Origin of the sequence: Ruegeria sp., from assembly GCF_965243365.1 — a bacterium.
Lineage (GTDB): Bacteria > Pseudomonadota > Alphaproteobacteria > Rhodobacterales > Rhodobacteraceae > Ruegeria.
On record NZ_CBDEUW010000002.1, the window covers coordinates 1,460,238 to 1,480,403 of the forward strand.

Below are 20,166 nucleotides of genomic sequence, written 5' to 3' on the forward strand. Positions count from 1 at the left end.
GTCAGTCTCCGATTTCTTGGCTGTCTTGCTTAGTTAACACTGTCCGTCCACGGCTTCGCGCATCCATTGTTGAAGCCGGGCGATGGAATGTTCGCTCATCACCCCGCCGGACGGGTCCAGCACAAGCGGCCCGGGCACGTAGCCTTTGGATTTCAAACCGCGATGCACCGATTCCACCAGCCGAATATCCTCGGCCACGGTGGTCTCTCGGTCTTGTATGGCCAAGCTGCGGATTACGTCACTCTCATGCCCGCCTTCGGTGAACCAACCGCGCCAGACGGTGCAGCTATCGACCGAGTTTGCGCGCCAGTGATACGTATTCAGCACGTTACCGGGGTAACACTGGAACGAAAACATCGGCCACAGAAACCACGACTGATAGTCGCCAGCATGTTCGTTGCTGTTCAGGTCAATCTCATACGTCATCCTGTCCAGGCTCTGACATTGCGTGGTGTGTCGCAGGACATAACCCTTTTTTGCAGGTTGAATGTCATAGGTGTTCGGATCAACCACACCTTCGGCAAAGGTCGGGTGATTGGTCGGGCAATGGTAGCATTCCGAGTAATTCTCGATCGAGACCTTCCAGTTGCAGTTCTCTGGCACTTCAACCCATTCCAGCGGTGCCAAATCACTGATCTGCGGAACAAATTCTGCGAGTTCTTGCCGAACGCCGGGAAACCACTCGTCCATCGGGGCCGCTTCTTTGTCGAGGTTGACGAATAGAAACCCCAGAAAGTCCTCGGTGCGGACTTCGGTCAGGCAGATCTTGCTGCGGTCGAAACCCGGAACGCTTTTGATGTTCGGGCCCGCTCGTAAACCACCGGTCAGCTCGTATGTCCATTGATGGTACGGACATACCACGACGCGCGTATTGCCGGTGCCGCTGACCATTTCATGCGCGCGGTGCTGGCAGACGTTGTAGAAGGTGCGCACAACGTTATCGCGGCCACGAATGGCAAACAGGTTCTGCCCGGCAATCTCGAACGCGAAGTAATCCCCCACATTCGGTATGTCAGCCGCATGACCAGCGTATTGCCACGTGCGAGCCAAAAGACCTGTCATCTCGGCCTCGAAGATGGCCGGATCGGTGTAGTACCGTGGCTCTAACGTATGCGTGAGTGGCGCATTCATCGGCTGACCTCCTGACCCTTTCCGGCCGCTGATTTCTTTTGTACCATTTTTATTTGACTTTGGTACATTTGTTTCAATAGTGAATCCACAGAAATCTTCAACTCTGGCACAGGATATTTGGCCATGGCCCAGAAAGAGCTGCCCAGCCGGGCAAAAGTTGTCATCGTAGGCGGAGGGGTCATGGGCTGCGGCCTGGCCTATCACCTTGGCCACGAAGGCTGGGGGGCGGAAACGATTCTCCTGGAAAAGGCCGAGTTGACCAGTGGATCGACCTGGCACGCGGCGGGTCAGATTACGCATTCCACCAGTTCATACGGGCTGGGCAAGATGGTCGACTACAATATCGGTCTCTATTCCGGCAAGCTTGAGGCCGAGACCGGGCAGGCTGTCACATGGCATGGCTGCGGATCGTTCCGGCTGGCCTATACCGAGGATGAGATGGACTGGCTGCGCCATACACTGTCTGTGGGTCGGTCTCTTGGGTTCAATATCGATCTTGTCGACCCTGCATTCATCGCGCAGAAGCATCCGTTTTATAATCTCGACGGCGTTCTGGGCGCGCTTTACACGCCGGATGACGGGCATGTTGATCCGTCCAACGTGACTATGGCGCTGGCCGCCGGCGCGCGGCAGAAGGGCGTCGGGATTTTCCGCCATTGCCGGGCGACCAACATCACGCAGAACGCCTCGGGCGAGTGGGTGGTCGAGACCGAAAAAGGTACGATCATCTGTGAACATGTGGTCAACGCGGGTGGTACTTATGCGCGCCAGATGGGCGAATGGTCCGGGCTGCAACTGCCGATGACCTCGATGACGCACCATTATTTCGTCACCGAGGATGTCCCCGAATTCCGCGATCTGGACGCCGAACTGCCGGTGATCCGCGATGACAAACTGGTGTCGGGCTATATCCGGATGGAGCAGAAAAAGGGCTTGATCGGGATCTACGAGAAAGAGAACGTGAACTCGGTCTGGCATGACGAATGCCCGTGGGACTATGAGAATTGGCTGTTCGATGCCGATTACGACCGGGTCATGCCGTGGCTGGAAAACGCGCTGGACCGGATGCCGATCTTTGCCGATCTGGGCATCACGCGCGAGGTTCATGGCGCGATCAGCCACCCGCCGGATGGCAACCCGATGGTCGGGCCCGCGCCGGGCGTGCGGAACTACTGGTGTTGCTGCGGCACTCAGATCGGTATCGGCTGGGGGCCGGGCCTGACCCGCGAACTGGCGAAATGGATGGTGCATGGGGCCGCCGACATTTCCATGCGTGACTACGATCCGCGCCGCTTTGGTAGCTATGCCACCAAGGACTGGCAGGTCATCAAAGCGCATGAGGACTACAAGCTGCGGCACGAAATTCCGTTCCCGCATTTCAACCGGCTGGAAGGCCGACCGATCAAACCTTCACCGCTCTATGACATCCTGAAAGATCAGGGCGCGGTGTATGAAGAGGTCTATGGCTTTGAACGCCCCCGCTGGTTCGCCCGCGACGGCGTTGAGCAGCGCGACCACTACAGTTTCCGCCGCAACGCGGTGCATGACATGGTCGGGGCCGAGGTCCACGCCGTGCGCAATGGTGTCGGCATCATGGACGTGACCGCCTTTACCAAGGTCGAGGTCAGCGGCCCGGACGCCTATGCCCTGCTGAACCGCTTGACCGCGAACAGGATGCCTCAGAAAACGGGCTCGATCACCCTGACCCATATGCTGAACCGACGTGGGCGGATTGAGGTCGAGACCACTTTGGTCCGCATGGCCGATGATCGGTTCTATCTGGTCTGCGCGGCCTTCTTCGAACAGCGCCTGCTGGATCATCTGAACCACAACCGCCGTGATGAGGATGTGACCATCATCGCGTTGTCCTCGGACTGGGCGGCGCTATCCCTGAACGGGCCAAGGGCGCGGGATGTGCTGATGCAATGCACCGATGCCGACCTGTCCAACGCCGGGTTCCGCTGGCTGTCGGCGCAGGAAATTACCATCGCGGGACATAAGGTCTGGGCCTTCCGCATGTCATATGCAGGTGAACTTGGCTGGGAATTCCACATGCCCTTCGCGGCCTGCGTCGACGTCTATAAGGCGCTTTGGGCTGCGGGTGAACCGCACGGCATTGCCAATTACGGCTCATTCGCGATGAACGCGATGCGGATGGAAAAGGCATTCCCGGGCGCGGGTGAGTTGACCAATGAAGTCACCCTGCCCGAGGCCAATCAGAACCGCTTTCTGAGATTGGACAAAGAGTTTCTGGGGGCCGAGGCAACGCGGCGCAGCGCGGAACAGGCCGAGAAGGGTCAAATGCCCTGGATTTGTGCCTATCTTGAGATTGAACCGGACGGGATCGAAGATGGCCATGGCGGCGAAGCGGTCATCGTGGATGGTGAGGTGATCGGTGCTACAGCCTCGGTCGCCTATGGGCATACGGTCGGTAAAATTCTGGCCTTCGCCTATGTGAAGCCTTGGGCTGTCGAGCCGGGCAAACAGGTCGAAGTGATCATCGCCGGAAAACCGCGCAGGGGCCGGTTCCTGGAGCAAGCCGCATATAACCCGGCCTCGACCCGGCCCCGAACCGATCTGGAGCAGGTGGCGGCAGAATGAAGATCGCTCGCATCTCTGCCTGGCATGTGCCGCTGACCAGCCACGACACCTATTACATGGCCGAAGGCAAGACCTGCGACGTCACTACCTCGGTTCTGGTGCGGCTGGACACGGATACGGGCCTATCAGGGTGGGGAGAGGTCTGCCCCATCCCCCATTACCTGCCCGCCTATGCCAATGGCGTCATTCCGGCGCTCGAAGAACTGGCCCCGGTCCTGATGGGCGCCGACCCGGTCGGCCCCGAGGCCATGATGGAGCGGTTGAACAAGTATCTGCCCGGTCATGACTACGCGAAATCGGCCATCGATACGGCGCTTTGGGACCTGACAGCACAGGCCGCCGGGCTGCCTTTGTACGCGCTGCTGGGTGGGCGCGCGGTGGCGGATATGCCGCTTTATCATTCAATCACCTGCATCGCCCCTGATGAGATGGCTCGCATCGCGCGGGATGCCTTCGATCAGGGAATGCGCCAGTTTCAGGTCAAGCTGGGTGCTGATGACAACTGGCAGGCTGACGTGGCGCGCCTGACTTTGGTGCGAGAGGCGGTGGGCGAAGGGCCTTTGATCTATGGCGACTGGAATTGCGGCTCGGACAGTCTGACGGCCACGCGCGTAGGCCGCGCGGTGGCGCGTCTGGATATCATGCTGGAACAGCCCTGCGCCACAATCGAAGAGTGCGCCCAAGTACGTGCAGCAACGGGCCTGCCGATGAAGCTGGACGAGAACGCGCATGACATGGCGTCGGTTCTGGCGGGGCATCAGGCGGGATGCATGGATGCGGTGGCTGTGAAACTGTCGAAGATGGGCGGCCTTTCAGCCTCGCGCCGGGTGCGGGATCTATGCCTCAGCCTGGGCACCCAGATGTGTATCGAAGACACCTGGGGCAGCGACATTACCACCGCTGCGCTGCTGCATCTGGCGGCCTCGACACCCGCGCGGGGGATCATGAACACCTGTGACCTTAGCCATTATGTTGGCCCCCGGCTGGACCCAACCGGACCTTCTCGCAAAAATGGTCGCATCGCCCCGCCCGACGGCGCCGGGCTTGGGGTTGCGCCAGACCCGGACCAGCTTGGCCCCGCAGCCGCTCTTTTTGACTGACCCTTTGGAAGGGACCGCACCATGGACGATCTGAGCAACACCTATCCAACCCACGACCCCGAATGGGTTCGGGACATGCACGCCGACCATTATCTGCAAAGCTGGTCGAAACAGGGCGCGCGTCCGAGGGTCATTACCGGCGGGCAAGGCAGCTGGTTCTGGGACAGCGATGGAAACCGCTATCTGGATTTCCAAAGTCAACTTGTGAACGCCAATCTGGGGCATCAGCATCCCAAGATCGTGCAGGCGATCAAGGATCAGGCGGATCGGCTATGTTACATCGGCCCCGCCATGGGTTGCGACGTGCGCAGCGAACTGGCCGCGATCATGACCGAGATCACGCCGCCCAACATCACCTCGACCTTCTTTACCACCGGCGGGGCGGCGGCGAATGAAACCGCCATCCGCATCGCGCGCCACAAGACCGGGCGCAACAAGATCATCGCGCGATATCGATCCTATCATGGGGCAACTGGCGGCACGCTGTCCCTGACCGGCGATCCGCGCCATCACCTGACCCGCGCCGATATGCCCGGGGTGGTGCGGATGCTGGACCCCTATACCTATCGTTTACCCACGGGTCATGCCGATCCGGCTAACTGCCCCGTCGCGCAGGGTGGGCCACATCTGGAAGAAATCCTGATGTATGAAAACCCCAACACGGTTGCCGCCGTGATCCTTGAAACCGTGGTTGGCACAAACGGGATCATCGTGCCGCCCGACGGATACCTTCAATCAATCCGGGAAACCTGCTCGAAATACGGCATCCTGCTGATTGCCGACGAGGTGATGGCGGGCTTTGGCCGCACCGGCAAATGGTTCGCCGTCGATCATTGGGGCGTCGAGCCAGACATCATCACAAGCGCCAAGGGCATAAACTCGGGCTATGTGCCTCTGGGCACCATGTCGGTGTCGACCGAGCTGCACGACTGGATGCGCGACACCCCGCTGCCCGGCGGGCTGACCTATGCCGGACACCCGCTGGCCTGCGCCTCGGGCGTGGCAGCGATCCGCGCGATGCAGGACGAGGATATCCTGACCCACGCCACCGAGATGGGCCAGAAGATGCGCGCCGAACTGACACGTCTGGCAGACAAGCACCCTTCGATCGGCGAGGTTCGCGGACTTGGCATGTTCAACGGGATCGAACTGGTCAAGAACCGCACCACCAAAGAGCCGCTTGTCCCCTTCGCCGCCAAGGGCGACTCGGCCCGCCCGATGACCGAAATGATGGCATTTGCCATGGATCAAGGTCTGTATCTGTCGTTTTTCTCGAACGTCATCCGCCTGACCCCGCCCCTGAATATCTCGGAACAAGACATGATGACCGGGCTTGAAATTCTGGACCGAACACTGGACATCGCCGACCGTGAATGCAGCTGACCTGACAATCCGCGCGGGCTCTTGTATGACCCCAGAAAGGAACCTCTAACGCTTTGGTGAACATGACCGATACCAATGTCTCAGCCACCGTCCTGACCCGTCTGGCCGAAGAGTTCGGGGAATTGACGCCCGAAGCCCAGAAAGCTGCCCGCTATGTGCTGGAAAACCCGCGCGATGTGGGTGTCTCGACCGTGCGCGAGATCGCAAAAGCGGCCGAAGTCAAACCCAATACGGTGGTGCGCATGGCGCGGCAGGTCGGATTCGAAGGCTATGAGGATTTCCGCGAACCCTTCCGGCAGGCGATCCGGCAGGGGCATGTCGACTTTCCCGACCGCGCGCGGTTTCTGCAAGAGATCAGAAAATCCGGCCAGATGGGTGATCTTTACGCCGATATGGTCCAGGCTGCGCTGCGCAATATCGAAGAGACATTTGCAGGGATCACAACCGAAGCGTTGACAGCAGCCGCTCAGGCCATCTGGAACTCGCGCAATGTGTTCACAATGGGTGTCGGCGTGAACAACGCCAATGCGCGGAACTTTACCTATCTCGCTTCAACCGGGATGGTGCAATTCCATGCCATTCCCCGCGCCGGCTCGGTCGCCACCGATGATCTGGCTTGGTCGGATGACCGGGACGTTCTGATCGCCATTACCAGTGCGCCCTATCGCAGCGAAGTCCTGGACGCCGTGACTGTCGCGCGGGAGCAGGGCGTCACAATCATCGGCATCACCGACAGCCTGGCCAGCCCGATTTACCGCGCAGCGGACCATGGGTTTGTCGTTGCGGTAGACACGCCCCAGTTTTTCCCGACCTCCGTCAGCGCGCTGGCCTTGTTAGAGACGCTTTTGTCTTTCATCATCGCCCAGGCCGGAGGTGAAATTGTCGAACGGGTCGAAGCCTTCCACTCACGCCGCCACCGGCTGGGCATCTACCACGATAAGATCCCGGAATGACTTTCCGATCGTCCCGGGATGGTCCTGGATGTTGGATGACGGCGTGGGACGCTGCGTTCACGTTCGTGCCACCTTACAAAAACACTCATCACTGCGAGGGTACAGCGGGCCGTCACGCAAGCACGGGTTCATATCGAACAGGATGCTCGCTTTATCGCACGGCGTATCCGACCAATGTTGGGTTTCAAATCCTTTATATCCGTGTCGCTCTGCTTCAGGCGCCTGTGAACAAAGGAAGAAGGCCGCTAGCGTTCAAATGGGCCCTGCCTGCAGGAAAATTAGGCACTAGCGTATCACGACCTCCTCAAGAGATGGCCCGGCACCCGTGCCATTGATCAACTCAACTTCCTGCAATTTCCCTTCTTGAAAGTGTAGCCGGAGGCTTCCGGCCAGACCGGACAAGTCGGAGCCGTTAACAAAAATCTCTTTGTTTGTTTCGCGGTCCACAGCGACATCGTAACCCATCAGCTGCACCGCCAATGTGGCCATATCAAAGTGGGATTGCACCCGTTCAACGTTTGCCATGATCTTGCTTGATGCAGCGACGTTAATCGGCAGGAAGATGAAAGGTACGTTGAAGACATGATTATTGAACCAACCATGCCCACGTTTGTCAGCTTCCCCTTTCAACAGCTCCCCGTGATCAGATGTATAAAGGACATATGTCGGCTTGCTGCTCTTGCGTAGTCTTTCGATCAGCTCTCCGACGACGTGATGAGAGTAGTAGATCGCATTGTCGTACTCGCGCTGGAAAATCTTGAACTCGGCCGGAGATTTCTCCGCGTAGGGCGAATGTGCGCCGCTCATTCCAATGAAGATGAAATTGGGTTGTTCAAGGTCAATGTTCTCAATGTGGTAGGCAAGGCTTCTGTCAAACTCCTGCAGGCCCTGCGGGGCATCGGTACTGACTTGAATTGCGTCAATGTACTTTGAACACATAAACGGCAATAGCGTATCGGCGACCTCTCTATTTGCGGCGTAGATGAAATGAGTCTTGAACCCGTTTTGTGCTGCCAGCCGAAACAGGCAATTTGACTGTGACAGGAACTGCTTTCCGATCCCCGGGTACTTTAGCCGGTTGACGAAACCAGCCCAGGATGTGCGGGTCATCGTACCAGCAGAATAGACAGATGCCGCGAAGGCGCCTTTCAGTTGATCCAGGTACGGGGTTGTTGGAAGTTCGTATCCCAAGACCGAAAGACTGGCTGCGCGAACAGTTTCGTTCATTATGATGACTATGTTCACGTCCGGCTGCTGTAAAATCGCGGGCGCCGGCAGCGCGGGATAGTCTGGTGTTTTGCCTGATAGCCGATCCGGCAATATACCCACCGTCAAATATCGTGCCGACCGATACGCATTTTCGATACCCAGCCGGTTTATGTTGGGAAACAGGGTCAAGTAGGAGGGTTCGCCAAGCTTTTCTTTGTTTGTCTGAATAAACAGGTAGTTTCCCAGAAAATCGCTGCCCAATAGTATAAGTACAACCAGCGCCGCGCGCTTGTTGACAATCCTGCGACGCGAAAGCGGTACCAACACCACCAGCAGCATAACCAAGCCCACGACACTTATCGCCAAGACCGGCAACATTTCCCTACCGGCCTCAAAAAGTGAAGAGGTGATCAACCAAAAGTCGGGCAGCAATTGAATAAAATTAATAGGTAATATGTAACTTCCAAAATACTCGAAGTTGACCAGCTGGAATATCGATATCACAAAAACAAGGCTGATAAATGCCCACCAAAAAAACCGACCGGCAAACGTCGCAGCCATAATAATGACGAAGGTCGCCAGGTAACCGGGTTCGGCCAGCGCAGAGAATTTGAAAACATAGTTGGGATTTACGAATTGATAGTATCCCATATCCATCGCCGACAGCGTGAACATGCAGAACAAACCAATTAGAACATTGTACTTCACGCGGCTGCCGAGACTGTTCCGGCCACGGTGAACTGTGAGAAGTTTTAAACTCAATAAAGAACCATAATATCGCGTTTTATAAGTTAATATGTTGCAAAAATTTGCTAGAATTCTGAACTCCTTAAATCAACTCAAAGAGATGATCAATATGAAAAAATCAATCAATGATTGTTTATCGCGCTGTTGAGAAATGTACCCCTTCTTGCGCTCCAGCTCGGAGAAGCAGTTACCAGGACCTGATGGCAGACAAGGGGTGGGCCTGCCCCATTTTCGTGCCACTCCCGGTACTCGTTAGACCGCTTTCCGTTCGGAAATGGCCGGACTTTTCAATCCCAATGCCGTGTGCCTTCGTCGCGAAACGCAAGATCGCGCCACATATCCCTATATTCGAAAAATCCGGGCGCATACGGAACATGCCTAGCGCGGGCCAAAGTCACCCGGATTTACAAGAAGCCAGGCAATCTTCGTACCCTACAGCTCCTTCTTGGGGCCACCTGGACGGATCGCACGGCCCGATATCCGGGCGTCGAACAACCGCTTTAATCAATCCTTTGTCGAGTGTTCGACTGGTGAGTTACCCCTTCCGCAAGGCCTGTTTGTTGGAATGCTGGCTGATCTCTTGACTTTTGTTATGCTTTGTCCGATATTTCTGTCATGACAGAAATTTATGACATAACGAAATCCGACTCAGCAAGCCAGTTCATTCTGTATTGGGGTGACATGGGCAATCAATGGGGTGTCAATCGCTCAGTGGCGCAGATTCACGCGCTGCTCTATCTCAGTTCCAGACCCCTTAATGCAGAGCAGATCGCAGATTCGTTGGGCATTGCGCGGTCCAATGTGTCCAACTCACTTAAAGAACTGGTAAGCTGGCGGCTTATTCGGCGCGTTCCAGTCCCTGGGGATCGGCGTGAACATTACGAGGCGGAAGTGGATGTCTGGGAAATGGGGATCCGTATCGCCCAGGGACGCAAGGAACGTGAGATTGATCCGGCGATGCAAGCCTTGCGCGCATGCGTCTCTCAAGCTGAAACCGAAAGCGGGCTGGACCCGATTTCACTGCGGCGGATGAAGGACATGCAGGAATTCTTGGCTACGGCCGACACGTGGTTCCGCGATATGCTTACTGTGCCTCGTCCCAAGCTGGTGGTGTTGATGAAAATGGGAACCAAAGTTGTTTCTCTGCTCAACTTCACCGGAGGCAAAAAGAGCAGATAAAAATTTTGAGCTTTAATTTCTCTTACAACGGAAATAACAGAATGGTCGTAAATAAACAAAAAGCCACCCTACCTGATATGGTGCCAGCCCAAGAGCTGTCCGCTGCGGCCAGCAGCAGGGATGATCGGTTCAAAAACCTGCTGGGGCTTATGGCCTGGGCCCGCCTGCCCAAGGCAATTCAAAGCCGGTTCAGCAAGCGGTTGCTGGGTGATGCCAGCCTTGCTTATCAGGGCCGCGTAACCCAGATGCGGATGAACCCGGTTGGACGCGCGCTGGCCTTTACCCTGCGCGTCATAGGGGCTCCGCTACCGTTTGATCGCACTTCCGTCGGGCGATCCGCCGTTGTCACCGTCACCGAAGATGCAGCAACTGGTGGTCAGTTTTGGATCCGCCAATATGGTCGGGCCGACGGATTTCCGCAGATGGTTGGCAGCTCTAAACGCTTTGCCGGACCCACCGGATTGGAAGAATATATCGGCTTTGGGATTGGCATCTCACTGAAGCTCGAAAGCAAACCAAACGGTCTCTATTTCATTAGCGATCGGTATTTCCTGAAACTACGGCAAAGACGATTCCCTCTGCCGCGGTGGGCCTGCCCGGGAAACCTCGTGGTTGGCCACGAGGAACTTGGTGGCGGGCAGTTCCGGTTTACCCTGGAACTGACCCATCCGCTTTTTGGCGAACTGATCTGGCAGGACGCAATTTTCCACGATGCCGAAATTGTCGGAGGCATCCCGTCATGAAAGTTGTGATCATAGGAGGATATGGTGCTTTCGGATCCTTGACCGCCCGATTGCTGGCGCGCGACGGACACCAAATTTGGCTGGCCGGACGACACCCCGATCAGGGACGCGCTCTGGCCCAGGAAATCAATGCGCAGACCTTGAAGTTGGATATGCGCAAAACGCCAGAAGCCCTGTTCGAAGCCGAACCCAATGTGGTCATCGATGCAGCAGGGCCGTTCCAACTCTATGGCGACGATCCTTATCGAGTGCCAAAACTCTGCGTCGCTCATGGCTGCCACTATCTCGACCTGTCGGACGGCGCCAGTTTTACGAACGGTATCGAAGCTTTGAATACCCAAGCGATGGACGCAGGTGTTTTCGTGCTCTCTGGGGCATCCAGCGTACCTGGCCTGTCTTCGTGCGTTGTAAAAGACTTGATCGACCGCCTGGATGAAGTCGATCTTATCGATATCGCGATCCTGCCGGGCAATCGGGCGCCGCGCGGTATGTCCGTTATCAAAAGTATCGTCAGCGGTGCCGGACGCCCCCATCAGATGTGGCGCGAAGGCGCTTGGCAAAAAGCCATCGGTTGGACGGATCGCAAATTGTATGAGCTGGAGCCGGGTATGATGCGCGCGGGATACAACGTTAACGTTCCCGACCTCACGCTTCTTCCGGAAATGACAGGCGCAAGAAGCGTCGAGTTTCGCGCGGGGCTGGAGCTTTCGGTGATGAACTGGGCCCTACATCTGCTGGCCAAACTGAGGCAGTACCGCCAATTTGAAATACCGGACATGGCCTATTCTGCGCTCTACGTTCTTTCGAAAGCGCTTTACCCGTTTGGCGGTGATCGCGGTGGTATGCAGGTGAGTGTTTCCGGTAGACTCGGTGGGCATAGTGCAACGCGCAGATGGACCCTAATCGCTGAAAAAGGGCACGGTCCTTTTGTGCCTGGCATCATGTGCCGCGCGATCCTACGAGAGCACGACAACATAGACGCGGGCGCACGACCTTGCCTGGCAGAATTACCAAGACCCGCGGTCGAAAGCGCGATGGCAGATCTGGAAATCCACACCAAGATGGCCGTCCTGTTTGATCAGCGCACCACAGAAACACAGACAAGAAGAGCATGAAGAACTCTGTAAAAGGCGGTCTCTCGCTCAACAGATGTCTGCCCAGCAAAAATCACCGACGAACCATTATGGGCGACCCTACAAATGGATCAGAAGTCTAGGTTTTCCACACTCAGCGCATTTTTTTGGATGAACTCGCGGCGTGGCTCGACGACGTCGCCCATGAGTTTCGTGAACAGGTCATCGGCCTCAACCATATCGTCCACGCGCACCTGAAGCAGTGTGCGGGCGTCCGGGTCCAGCGTTGTTTCCCACAACTGATCGGGGTTCATCTCGCCCAGACCTTTGTAGCGTTGCAGGGATAGGCCCTTTTCGCCCTCTTCCAGAATGGCACGCAACAAGTCCAGCGGGCCGTGAATGGCTTGAGACCGATCGCGACGGATCAAGGTTGCGGGCGTGTTGTAAACCTCTTGCAGGCTCTGCGTGAAGCTACCGGTTTTGCGTGCCTCACCCGAGCGCAGCATGGGGCCGTCCAGCGTCCGCACCTCTTCAACGCCACGCAGAATGCGGGCGAGACGGATGCCATGGTCCTGCGTGATCCGGCCTTGCCAACCGCGTTCGTATTCCAGTGCGATCAGGTCGAGGCGAGCGGCGACCTTGTCCGCCACGCCTTGCAGGTCGGCATCCACAGCGCCCGGTACAAATGCACCTGCAACGGCGGCCTGTTCCAGAATGTGGCGTGGGTAGTGGGTTGGGAAGGCGTCCAGAACGCGCTTCAGTTGGCGCGCTTCGTCCACAACACGGGTCAGGTCCTGACCGATGATCTCCTCGCCCGAGCCAAGCTTCAGCACAGCCCCTTCGACGCCCTGATTGATCAGGTAGTCGTCCAGCGCTGCTTGGTCCTTCAGGTAAACTTCTGATTTTCCTCGCGAAACCTTATAAAGCGGTGGCTGCGCGATATACAGGTAGCCACCTTCAATCAGCTCCGGCATCTGCCGGTAGAAGAAGGTCAGCAGCAGCGTCCGGATATGCGCTCCATCCACATCCGCATCGGTCATGATGACGATCTTGTGGTAGCGCAGCTTTTCGATGTTGAACTCGTCCCGGCCAATGCCGGTGCCCAGTGCCATCACGAGGTTGCCGATTTCCTGAGACGACAGCATCCGGTCAAACCGCGCCCGTTCCACGTTCAGAATCTTCCCGCGCAGGGGCAAAACGGCCTGCGTCAGACGATCCCGGCCTGTCTGTGCCGAGCCGCCCGCCGAGTCCCCCTCAACAAGAAAGACCTCTGTCTTGGACGGGTCTTTTTCCGAACAATCCTTCAATTTCCCGGCCAGATAATTCACATCCATCGCTGTCTTACGACGGGTCAGTTCACGTGCTTTGCGGGCAGCTTCACGGGCCAAGGCGGCCTCGATGATTTTACCAACGATGGTCTTGGCCTCGTTCGGGTTTTCTTCGAACCATTCGGCCAGCTTTTCGTTCATCAGACCTTCGACCGCCGGGCGGACCTCAGACGACACCAGCTTGTCTTTGGTCTGAGACGAGAATTTCGGGTCAGGCACTTTAACCGACAACACGCAGGTCAAACCCTCACGTGCATCATCGCCAGTAAAGCTGACCTTTTCTTTTTTCGCAATTCCGCTCGATTGCGCGTAATTGTTGATCGTCCGAGTCAAGGCACCCCGGAACCCGGCCACGTGCGTCCCGCCATCCCGCTGCGGGATGTTGTTGGTGAAGGGCAACACCGTCTCGTGATAGCTGTCATTCCACCACATAGCGATTTCGACGCCGATGTCGTCGCGTTCGCCCTTGATGTAAATCGGTTCGGGCATGGCCGGGGTCTTGGATCGGTCGAGATATTTGACGAACTCCTTCACGCCGCCCTCATAGAACAGCTCGGTCTCCAGACGCTCCGCCGGGCGTTCGTCGATCAGGATGATCCGTACACCCGAATTCAGGAAGGCCAGTTCGCGCAGACGTTTTTCCAGCGTCTCAAAAGAGTATTCGAGGTTCGAGAACGTATTTGTCGAGGCCAAGAAACGCACTTCGGTCCCGGTGCGGTCACCGCAGTCACCAACGACTTTCAGATGCTCGGCCGTCTCACCGCCCTCAAAGCGGGCCACGTGCTCTTTGCCAGCGCGCCAGATACGCAGCTCGAGCCAATCCGACAGCGCGTTCACCACCGACACACCCACGCCGTGCAAACCACCCGACACTTTGTACGAGTTGCTGTCAAACTTCCCGCCCGCATGCAGCTGGGTCATGATGACCTCGGCAGCGGAAACGCCCTCTTCCGGGTGAATATCCACCGGAATCCCGCGACCATTATCACTGACCGAGACGCTGGAATCCGCATGGATTTTCACCGTCACATGATCGGCGTGACCGGCCAAAGCCTCATCAATTCCGTTGTCGACAACTTCATACACCATATGGTGCAGACCCGAGCCATCGTCCGTGTCTCCGATATACATACCGGGGCGTTTGCGAACAGCCTCTAAGCCTTTGAGAACTTTGATGGAATCAGCGCCGTATTCCTGTGGTGCCTGTGCGTCTTCGGACATGCCGTTAGTACCTATATTATTTTGGTAACTTATATGTTTTCTGGTGGGGATTGTCACGCGCTACCCCAATATTTTGTGCTAGGGTCCGCCGCCTTTGGCAGATCAAAGCCGATCCAGATCCGCCGCGATATCTTCGGCGATTTCAACCGCGTTCACATCGTCTCGTTCCGCCGACAACCGCAGCCCCAGAAGGTCTGATTGATAGCGCGCTGCCAGGCGTTCGGGGTCGTGGTCGGGCGCGATCTCTCCGGTATTTTGCGCATGGCGAAACAGGTCTGCGAAACAGGTCTTCATGTCGACCATATGCATCCGGGCCTGTCCGGCCAGATCGTGATCCTTGGCCTGAAGCTCGGCATAGGTCTTGGCCAACATGCAGGCTTTGGTCGGATGCTCGGAGGCTTCAATCACGCGGCGGGGCTGGGTCTTGAGGGCCCCAAGCGGACCCAGCTCTTGCGCCAATGCCATCATAGTGGCGACCCCATCCTGCGCATAGCGCTCTAAGGCCAACGCATAAAGCGCATCTTTCGATCCGAACGCCGCATAAAAGCTGCCCGGCTTCAGCTTTAGCTCACGCTCCAGATCCTTCAACGACGTGCCAGCCCAACCCTGACGCCAGAAAATATCGCGGGCCTGCGCGATCAGCGTGTCTCGGTCGTATGAGGGTTTGCGGGGCATCATCTCACCAATACTTGAACGTCCACTCAAATATATACTTGAGTGATCGCTCAAGAAACCCTAAATACGATTCATCGCGCCAGAAACAGGAGTTTTGATATGGCCAACTTCCCGTCTCACGATCTCGAAACTGCCCCCGAGGGGTCCAAACCGTTGCTCGAGAAATCGCAAGCCGCCTTTGGCCGCCTGCCCGGCCTGCACAAAGTCATGGCCGAAAGCCCGCAGCATCTGGAAGGCTATCAGGTTTTGCATGGACTCTTCCTGCAAACCGATTTCGACAACGATGAGAAAACAGTCGTCTGGCAGACCATCAACGTGGAAAACGAATGCCACTACTGCGTGCCCGCCCATACCGGCATCGCCAAGATGATGAAGGTATCGGACGAGATCACCGAGGCTCTGCGCAACGAAACCCCGCTGCCGACGGCCAAACTTGAGGCGCTTCGCAGTTTCACCCTGCAAGTGATGGAAACCCGCGGCAACCCGACCGAGGAGCAACTGCAAGCGTTCTTTGATGCCGGTTACTCGCACCGTGCAGTTCTGGATGTCGTGCTGGGTCTGGCGCAGAAAACCATGTCGAACTACGTCAACCACATGGCCAAAACGCCAGTCGACGAAGTGATGCGCGGCTTCCTGTGGGAACGCAAAGTCAGCGAACCCGCTTAAGCGACGACCGAGCCCTCATCGCCTTCGGTAACAACCAGCGTTTGGGCCCGATCCCCCAATTCAGCAAACAGCTCAGGCCCGGTGCCCGTCATCCAGGCCTGTGCGCCCAGCGCGCAGATCTCGTCATAGAGAGCCGCCCGCCGCCCGGCATCCAGATGCGCGGCCACCTCATCCAGCAACACGATCGGAGGAGCGCCAACCATGCTGGCAAGCGCCCGTGCGTTGGACAGGATCAGTGACACAAGCAACGCCTTTTGCTCTCCGGTCGAACAGTCCTTGGCAGGCACACCCTTGGCCGCAAACACTCCATAAAGATCCGACCGGTGCGGCCCCACCAAAGTCCGCCCTGCCGCCAGATCACGGAACCGGCTTTCGTTCAGCGCCTCGCGCAGATCGTCTGCCGTCTCCGGCATCGCGCCTTCCGTCTGTACCAATTCCAGATCAGCCGATGGAAACGCGGTCTCTGCCTGATCCTGCGCCGACTGCAAGTGGTCCAGCGCAAATAACCGCGCCGCGTGAATGCGTTGCCCGCTCTCGGCCATCTGACCTTCCAATGCGGCATACCAATGCGCATCACGCACTTGCTCTTTCAGCAGACGATTGCGCTCGCGCATTGCTTTTTCATAGGTCAGCGACGCCTCGGCATGCGAGGGATCAAAACTCAGCGCAATACGATCCAGAAACCGGCGCCGCCCCTCGGCGCCTTCGATCCAGAGACGATCCATCGAGGGGATTAACCAGACCACCCGCGCCAGCTTGCCAAGATCAATCTGGCTGGCTGCCCTATCGTCAATCCGAACCTGACGCGCCGCACAACCTTCGGACCATGTCTCAATCTCGTAGTTCTGTCCCTGAGACCGCAACAGACCGGACAGCTTCCAACCCAGGGCCTCAGGCCGCCGCGTCATCTCGGCCGCACTCGCCCGCCGCATCCCGCGCCCGGGCGAAAACAACGACACAGCTTCCAGAATGTTGGTCTTCCCGGCCCCGTTCGGCCCATGGATCGCAACCGGCCGCCCATCCAAAGACAACCGCGCCAGTTTATGAGACCGAAAATGCGAGACCGTAAGCTCGGTCAGGGCCAGTCCCATGACCCCTCCCTTCTTCTGTTCAAAAATACCTCCGCCGGAGGCATCGCGCGCCAGCGCGATCAGACGCGCATCGGCATGACCACATAAACCGCGCTCTGATCATTGCCTTCACGCATCAGGGTCGGGTCACCGGCCGAGTTGAACAGGAACACCGCGTTCTCGCGGTCAACCTGAGACGCGATCTCCAACAAATACTTGGCGTTGAAACCAATCTCCAACCGCTCGTCGCCATAAGCCACAGCCAGTTCTTCTTCGGCGGCACCACTGTCTGGTGCATTGACCGACAGAACCAGCTTATCCGCATCCAGTTGCAGCTTCACGGCCCGAGAGCGTTCGGACGAAACGGTTGCGACCCGATCCACAGCCTGGGCAAATTCAGCCGCATCAACCTCCAGCTGCCGCGTGTTGCCCTGCGGAATAACACGTGTGTAATCGGGGAACGTGCCGTCGATCACTTTCGACGTCAGGGTGATATCCGGCGTCGCGAAACGTACCTTGGTCTCGCTCACCGAAACCGCGATATCCATCTCGTCATCTTCCAACAACTTGCGCAGCTCGCCCACGGTCTTGCGCGGTACGATGACGCCGGGCATGTCGGCTGCACCATCCGGCAGGTCCGCATCGATGCGGGCCAGACGGTGACCATCGGTAGCCACGCAGCGCAGCACCTTGCCGCCTTCCGAACCATCAGCCACATGCATGTAGACGCCGTTCAGGTAATAGCGGGTTTCTTCCGTAGAAATGGCAAATTTCGATTTATCGAACAGCCGGCGCAGCAACGCAGCCGAGGCGGTGAAGTTCGATTGATATTCCGAGGACGCCATGACCGGGAAATCTTCTTTCGGCAGGGTCGCCAACGAGAAGTTCGACCGCCCCGCTTCGACCGTCAATCGGCCAGCGGCGCTGTCAGCGGTCAGTGTGACCAAAGCCCCGTCGGGCAGTTTGCGCACAATCTCGTGCAGCGTCGTTGCCGCCACGGTAGTAGCACCGGCTTTCTCGACCTGTGCCGGGGCTTTGTCGACCACTTCGATATCCAGATCGGTCGCGCGAAACTGCACCTGATCTCCTTCGGCCTCGATCAGCACATTGGCAAGTATGGGAATTGTGTTGCGACGTTCCACAACGGATTGGGCCTGCGAAACGGCCTTGAGAAGGGTGCCGCGTTCGATGCTGATCTTCATACCCTCAATTCCTCTGACTTGCGTGCCGAAACAGGCGGGACTGGCACGTTAGCGGTTCCACCCTGAGGCACAAGGATTTTTTACGGATTTCTGGGTCGGAATGCCCCCAGCGTCAAGGGGCAGCGGGGTCCTCGGGCTCAGTTCTCGCGTGACCGTGGACAATAGCGCACAAGAAAACGCCCCGGGCGTGAGGACCTGGGGCGTTTTGAAGAAAAGGGAACGCAGATCAGGCTTCCAGCGACCGCCGCAGCATTTCCACGTCTTCGGCGATCTGACCGTCGGTCAGCTTCAGCTCTTCAATGCGTTTGACGCCATGCATGACCGTGGTGTGGTCACGCCCACCGAACCGGCGGCCAATCTCGGGCAGGGACCGGCTGGTCAGTTGCTTGCACAGATACATCGCCACCTGACGCGGACGTGCATAAGAGCGCAGACGCTTGGGGCCGATGATATCGGACAGGCGAATGTTGTAGTATTCGGACACCTTGCGCTGAATCTCTTCGACGGTGATCTTGCGCTCGGACATGCGCAGCACATCGGCCAGACAATCCTGCGTCAGCTCCATGTCGATTTCGCGACCCACCAGCGAAGCGAAGGCAAACAGGCGGGTCAACGCGCCTTCAAGCACGCGGACATTGGTCGAGATGCGATGGGCCAGGAACTCCAACACACCGTCGGCAATTGTCAGGTCGGGATAGGTGCTGCTGTATTGCTGCACCTTGTTTTGCAGGATGCCTAGACGCAATTCGTAATCCGTCGGGTGCAGATCCACGACCAGACCGCATTGCAAGCGTGATTTCACGCGATCTTCCAGATCCTTGATCTCACCCGGCGCGCGGTCGGCCGAAATGATGATCTGCTTGTTCTGATCCACCAGCGCGTTGAACGTGTGGAAGAATTCTTCCTGCGTGGAATCCTTGCCCGCGATGAACTGAACATCATCGACCATCAGAACGTCGACCGAACGGAACAGATGTTTGAAATCCATCATCCGACGCTCGCGCAGGGCCTGTACAAAACGATACATGAACTGTTCCGCTGACAGGTACAGAACGTTCAGCTCGGGGTGCTTGGTTTTCAGCTCCCACGCGATCGCATGCATCAGGTGGGTCTTACCAAGACCGACACCGCCATACAGAACCAGCGGATTGAACGTCACCGGGCCACCTTCGGACACGCGGCGCGCGGCGGCATGGGCCAGTTCGTTTGGTTTGCCGACAACAAAGCTGTCAAACGTAAAGCGCGCATCCAACGGTGCGGCCTGTAGATCCTCCAACGCCGCGTTGCTGGTCTCAACAGCAGGTGCGGGTTGCGCGAACGGTTGGGGTTCATCCGTCGCCGGGGCCGGGCGCGCCGTCGAATTGGCCGCCGTACGGAAAGCCAGACGCTGAACGTCTGCGCCCGCAGTATTCAGTTCATATAAAATAAGGTCAGCGAAATTTTGGCTGACATAGTTGCCCATAAAATTGGTCGGCACCGAAAATACGGCAACACCGTCCTGCAGCTCCTGAAATTCCAGAGGTTCAATCCAGGTGGTGAAATTGTTTTTACCGACGGCCTTAAGCAACTTGCTACGCAGTTGTCCCCATTTCTCTTGTGTCATTCAGCGCCTCACGCATCCCATTCTTTATTGACCTGTCGGTCTTTTTAATAAGGCCCGGTTTCCCGGTATAATGCGTTCACACACAGGGATACCCAACGCCGGATTGTCCCATCCGGCGGGTATTTTCGAAAGTCAGCGCTACCAAATACCATCCCATTGCGGGACACCGGCAAACCGAGGCACGCGTCACAATCCAGTTTTTCGACAGGGCCGAGATCATCGGAAAACCCGAGACCCAGAGCAGATCGTCCATCCGGCCTAAGCCGGTTTTTCGAACATTCG

Annotated in this window: 16 protein-coding genes and 1 pseudogene; 9 read left to right on the forward strand and 8 right to left on the reverse strand. The window is 57.4% G+C overall.

Features of this window, described 5'->3' with window-relative positions; genetic code table 11:
• Positions 1-33: 33 nt before the first annotated feature.
• Positions 34-1,131, reverse strand: coding sequence for an aromatic ring-hydroxylating oxygenase subunit alpha (locus ACP0GE_RS10905; protein WP_424831976.1), 1,098 nt, complete (start codon positions 1,129-1,131; stop codon positions 34-36).
• Positions 1,132-1,254: 123 nt separating this feature from the next.
• Between ACP0GE_RS10905 and ACP0GE_RS10910 the strand changes: the two genes are divergently transcribed.
• The 5 genes and pseudogenes from ACP0GE_RS10910 to ACP0GE_RS10930 form a co-directional block, all read left to right on the forward strand.
• Complete coding sequence (locus ACP0GE_RS10910; protein WP_424831977.1) at positions 1,255-3,732, forward strand: FAD-dependent oxidoreductase; 2,478 nt, start codon at positions 1,255-1,257, stop codon at positions 3,730-3,732.
• Positions 3,729-4,832, forward strand: coding sequence for a mandelate racemase/muconate lactonizing enzyme family protein (locus tag ACP0GE_RS10915; protein ID WP_424831978.1), 1,104 nt, complete (start codon positions 3,729-3,731; stop codon positions 4,830-4,832). The genes ACP0GE_RS10910 and ACP0GE_RS10915 overlap by 4 nt, the downstream gene beginning before the upstream one ends.
• Positions 4,833-4,853: 21 nt before the next feature.
• On the forward strand, positions 4,854-6,215 hold the full coding sequence (locus ACP0GE_RS10920; RefSeq protein ID WP_424831979.1) for an aminotransferase class III-fold pyridoxal phosphate-dependent enzyme: 1,362 nt from the start codon (positions 4,854-4,856) through the stop codon (positions 6,213-6,215).
• Between the two features lie 62 nt (positions 6,216-6,277).
• Complete coding sequence (locus ACP0GE_RS10925) at positions 6,278-7,168, forward strand: MurR/RpiR family transcriptional regulator (protein WP_424831980.1); 891 nt, start codon at positions 6,278-6,280, stop codon at positions 7,166-7,168.
• Positions 7,169-7,300: 132 nt separating this feature from the next.
• Positions 7,301-7,375: pseudogene (locus tag ACP0GE_RS10930) on the forward strand (IS6 family transposase); the annotation flags it as partial.
• Between the two features lie 78 nt (positions 7,376-7,453).
• Here the strand turns inward: ACP0GE_RS10930 and ACP0GE_RS10935 are convergent.
• Complete coding sequence (locus ACP0GE_RS10935) at positions 7,454-9,052, reverse strand: sulfatase-like hydrolase/transferase (protein WP_424831981.1); 1,599 nt, start codon at positions 9,050-9,052, stop codon at positions 7,454-7,456.
• A 687-nt stretch (positions 9,053-9,739) separates the two neighbouring features.
• Here ACP0GE_RS10935 and ACP0GE_RS10940 point away from each other — a divergent pair.
• From ACP0GE_RS10940 to ACP0GE_RS10950, 3 genes are read left to right on the forward strand one after another with little or no spacing between them, the layout of a single operon-like run.
• Complete coding sequence (locus ACP0GE_RS10940; protein WP_424831982.1) at positions 9,740-10,303, forward strand: GbsR/MarR family transcriptional regulator; 564 nt, start codon at positions 9,740-9,742, stop codon at positions 10,301-10,303.
• 41 nt (positions 10,304-10,344) lie between these two features.
• Complete coding sequence (locus ACP0GE_RS10945; protein ID WP_424831983.1) at positions 10,345-11,046, forward strand: DUF4166 domain-containing protein; 702 nt, start codon at positions 10,345-10,347, stop codon at positions 11,044-11,046.
• A complete protein-coding gene (locus tag ACP0GE_RS10950; protein WP_424831984.1) occupies positions 11,043-12,161 on the forward strand; it encodes a saccharopine dehydrogenase NADP-binding domain-containing protein in 1,119 nt (372 codons plus the stop codon). Before ACP0GE_RS10945 ends, ACP0GE_RS10950 begins: the two co-directional genes overlap by 4 nt.
• A gap of 89 nt (positions 12,162-12,250) precedes the next feature.
• Here ACP0GE_RS10950 and gyrB read toward each other — a convergent pair whose 3' ends face one another.
• On the reverse strand, positions 12,251-14,668 hold the full coding sequence (gene gyrB, locus ACP0GE_RS10955; protein WP_424831985.1) for a DNA topoisomerase (ATP-hydrolyzing) subunit B: 2,418 nt from the start codon (positions 14,666-14,668) through the stop codon (positions 12,251-12,253).
• Positions 14,669-14,770: 102 nt separating this feature from the next.
• Positions 14,771-15,343 (reverse strand): TetR/AcrR family transcriptional regulator, encoded by a 573-nt coding sequence (locus ACP0GE_RS10960; protein ID WP_424831986.1) that lies wholly within the window; start codon positions 15,341-15,343, stop codon positions 14,771-14,773.
• Between the two features lie 99 nt (positions 15,344-15,442).
• Between ACP0GE_RS10960 and ACP0GE_RS10965 the strand changes: the two genes are divergently transcribed.
• Positions 15,443-16,009 (forward strand): carboxymuconolactone decarboxylase family protein, encoded by a 567-nt coding sequence (locus ACP0GE_RS10965; RefSeq protein ID WP_424831987.1) that lies wholly within the window; start codon positions 15,443-15,445, stop codon positions 16,007-16,009.
• Here ACP0GE_RS10965 and recF read toward each other — a convergent pair.
• The 4 genes from recF to ACP0GE_RS10985 all read right to left on the reverse strand — a co-directional run bounded on the left by recF (position 16,006) and on the right by ACP0GE_RS10985 (position 20,137).
• Complete coding sequence (gene recF, locus ACP0GE_RS10970; RefSeq protein WP_424831988.1) at positions 16,006-17,100, reverse strand: DNA replication/repair protein RecF; 1,095 nt, start codon at positions 17,098-17,100, stop codon at positions 16,006-16,008. The genes ACP0GE_RS10965 and recF overlap by 4 nt on opposite strands.
• Before the next feature lie 59 nt (positions 17,101-17,159).
• Positions 17,160-18,281 carry a DNA polymerase III subunit beta gene (gene dnaN / locus ACP0GE_RS10975; protein WP_424831989.1) on the reverse strand — a complete coding sequence of 374 codons (1,122 nt, stop codon included), beginning with the start codon at positions 18,279-18,281 and terminating at the stop codon, positions 17,160-17,162.
• Positions 18,282-18,507: 226 nt separating this feature from the next.
• On the reverse strand, positions 18,508-19,884 hold the full coding sequence (dnaA, locus tag ACP0GE_RS10980; RefSeq protein ID WP_424831990.1) for a chromosomal replication initiator protein DnaA: 1,377 nt from the start codon (positions 19,882-19,884) through the stop codon (positions 18,508-18,510).
• A 76-nt stretch (positions 19,885-19,960) separates the two neighbouring features.
• Complete coding sequence (locus ACP0GE_RS10985; RefSeq protein ID WP_424831991.1) at positions 19,961-20,137, reverse strand: hypothetical protein; 177 nt, start codon at positions 20,135-20,137, stop codon at positions 19,961-19,963.
• Between the last annotated feature and the right edge of the window lie 29 nt (positions 20,138-20,166).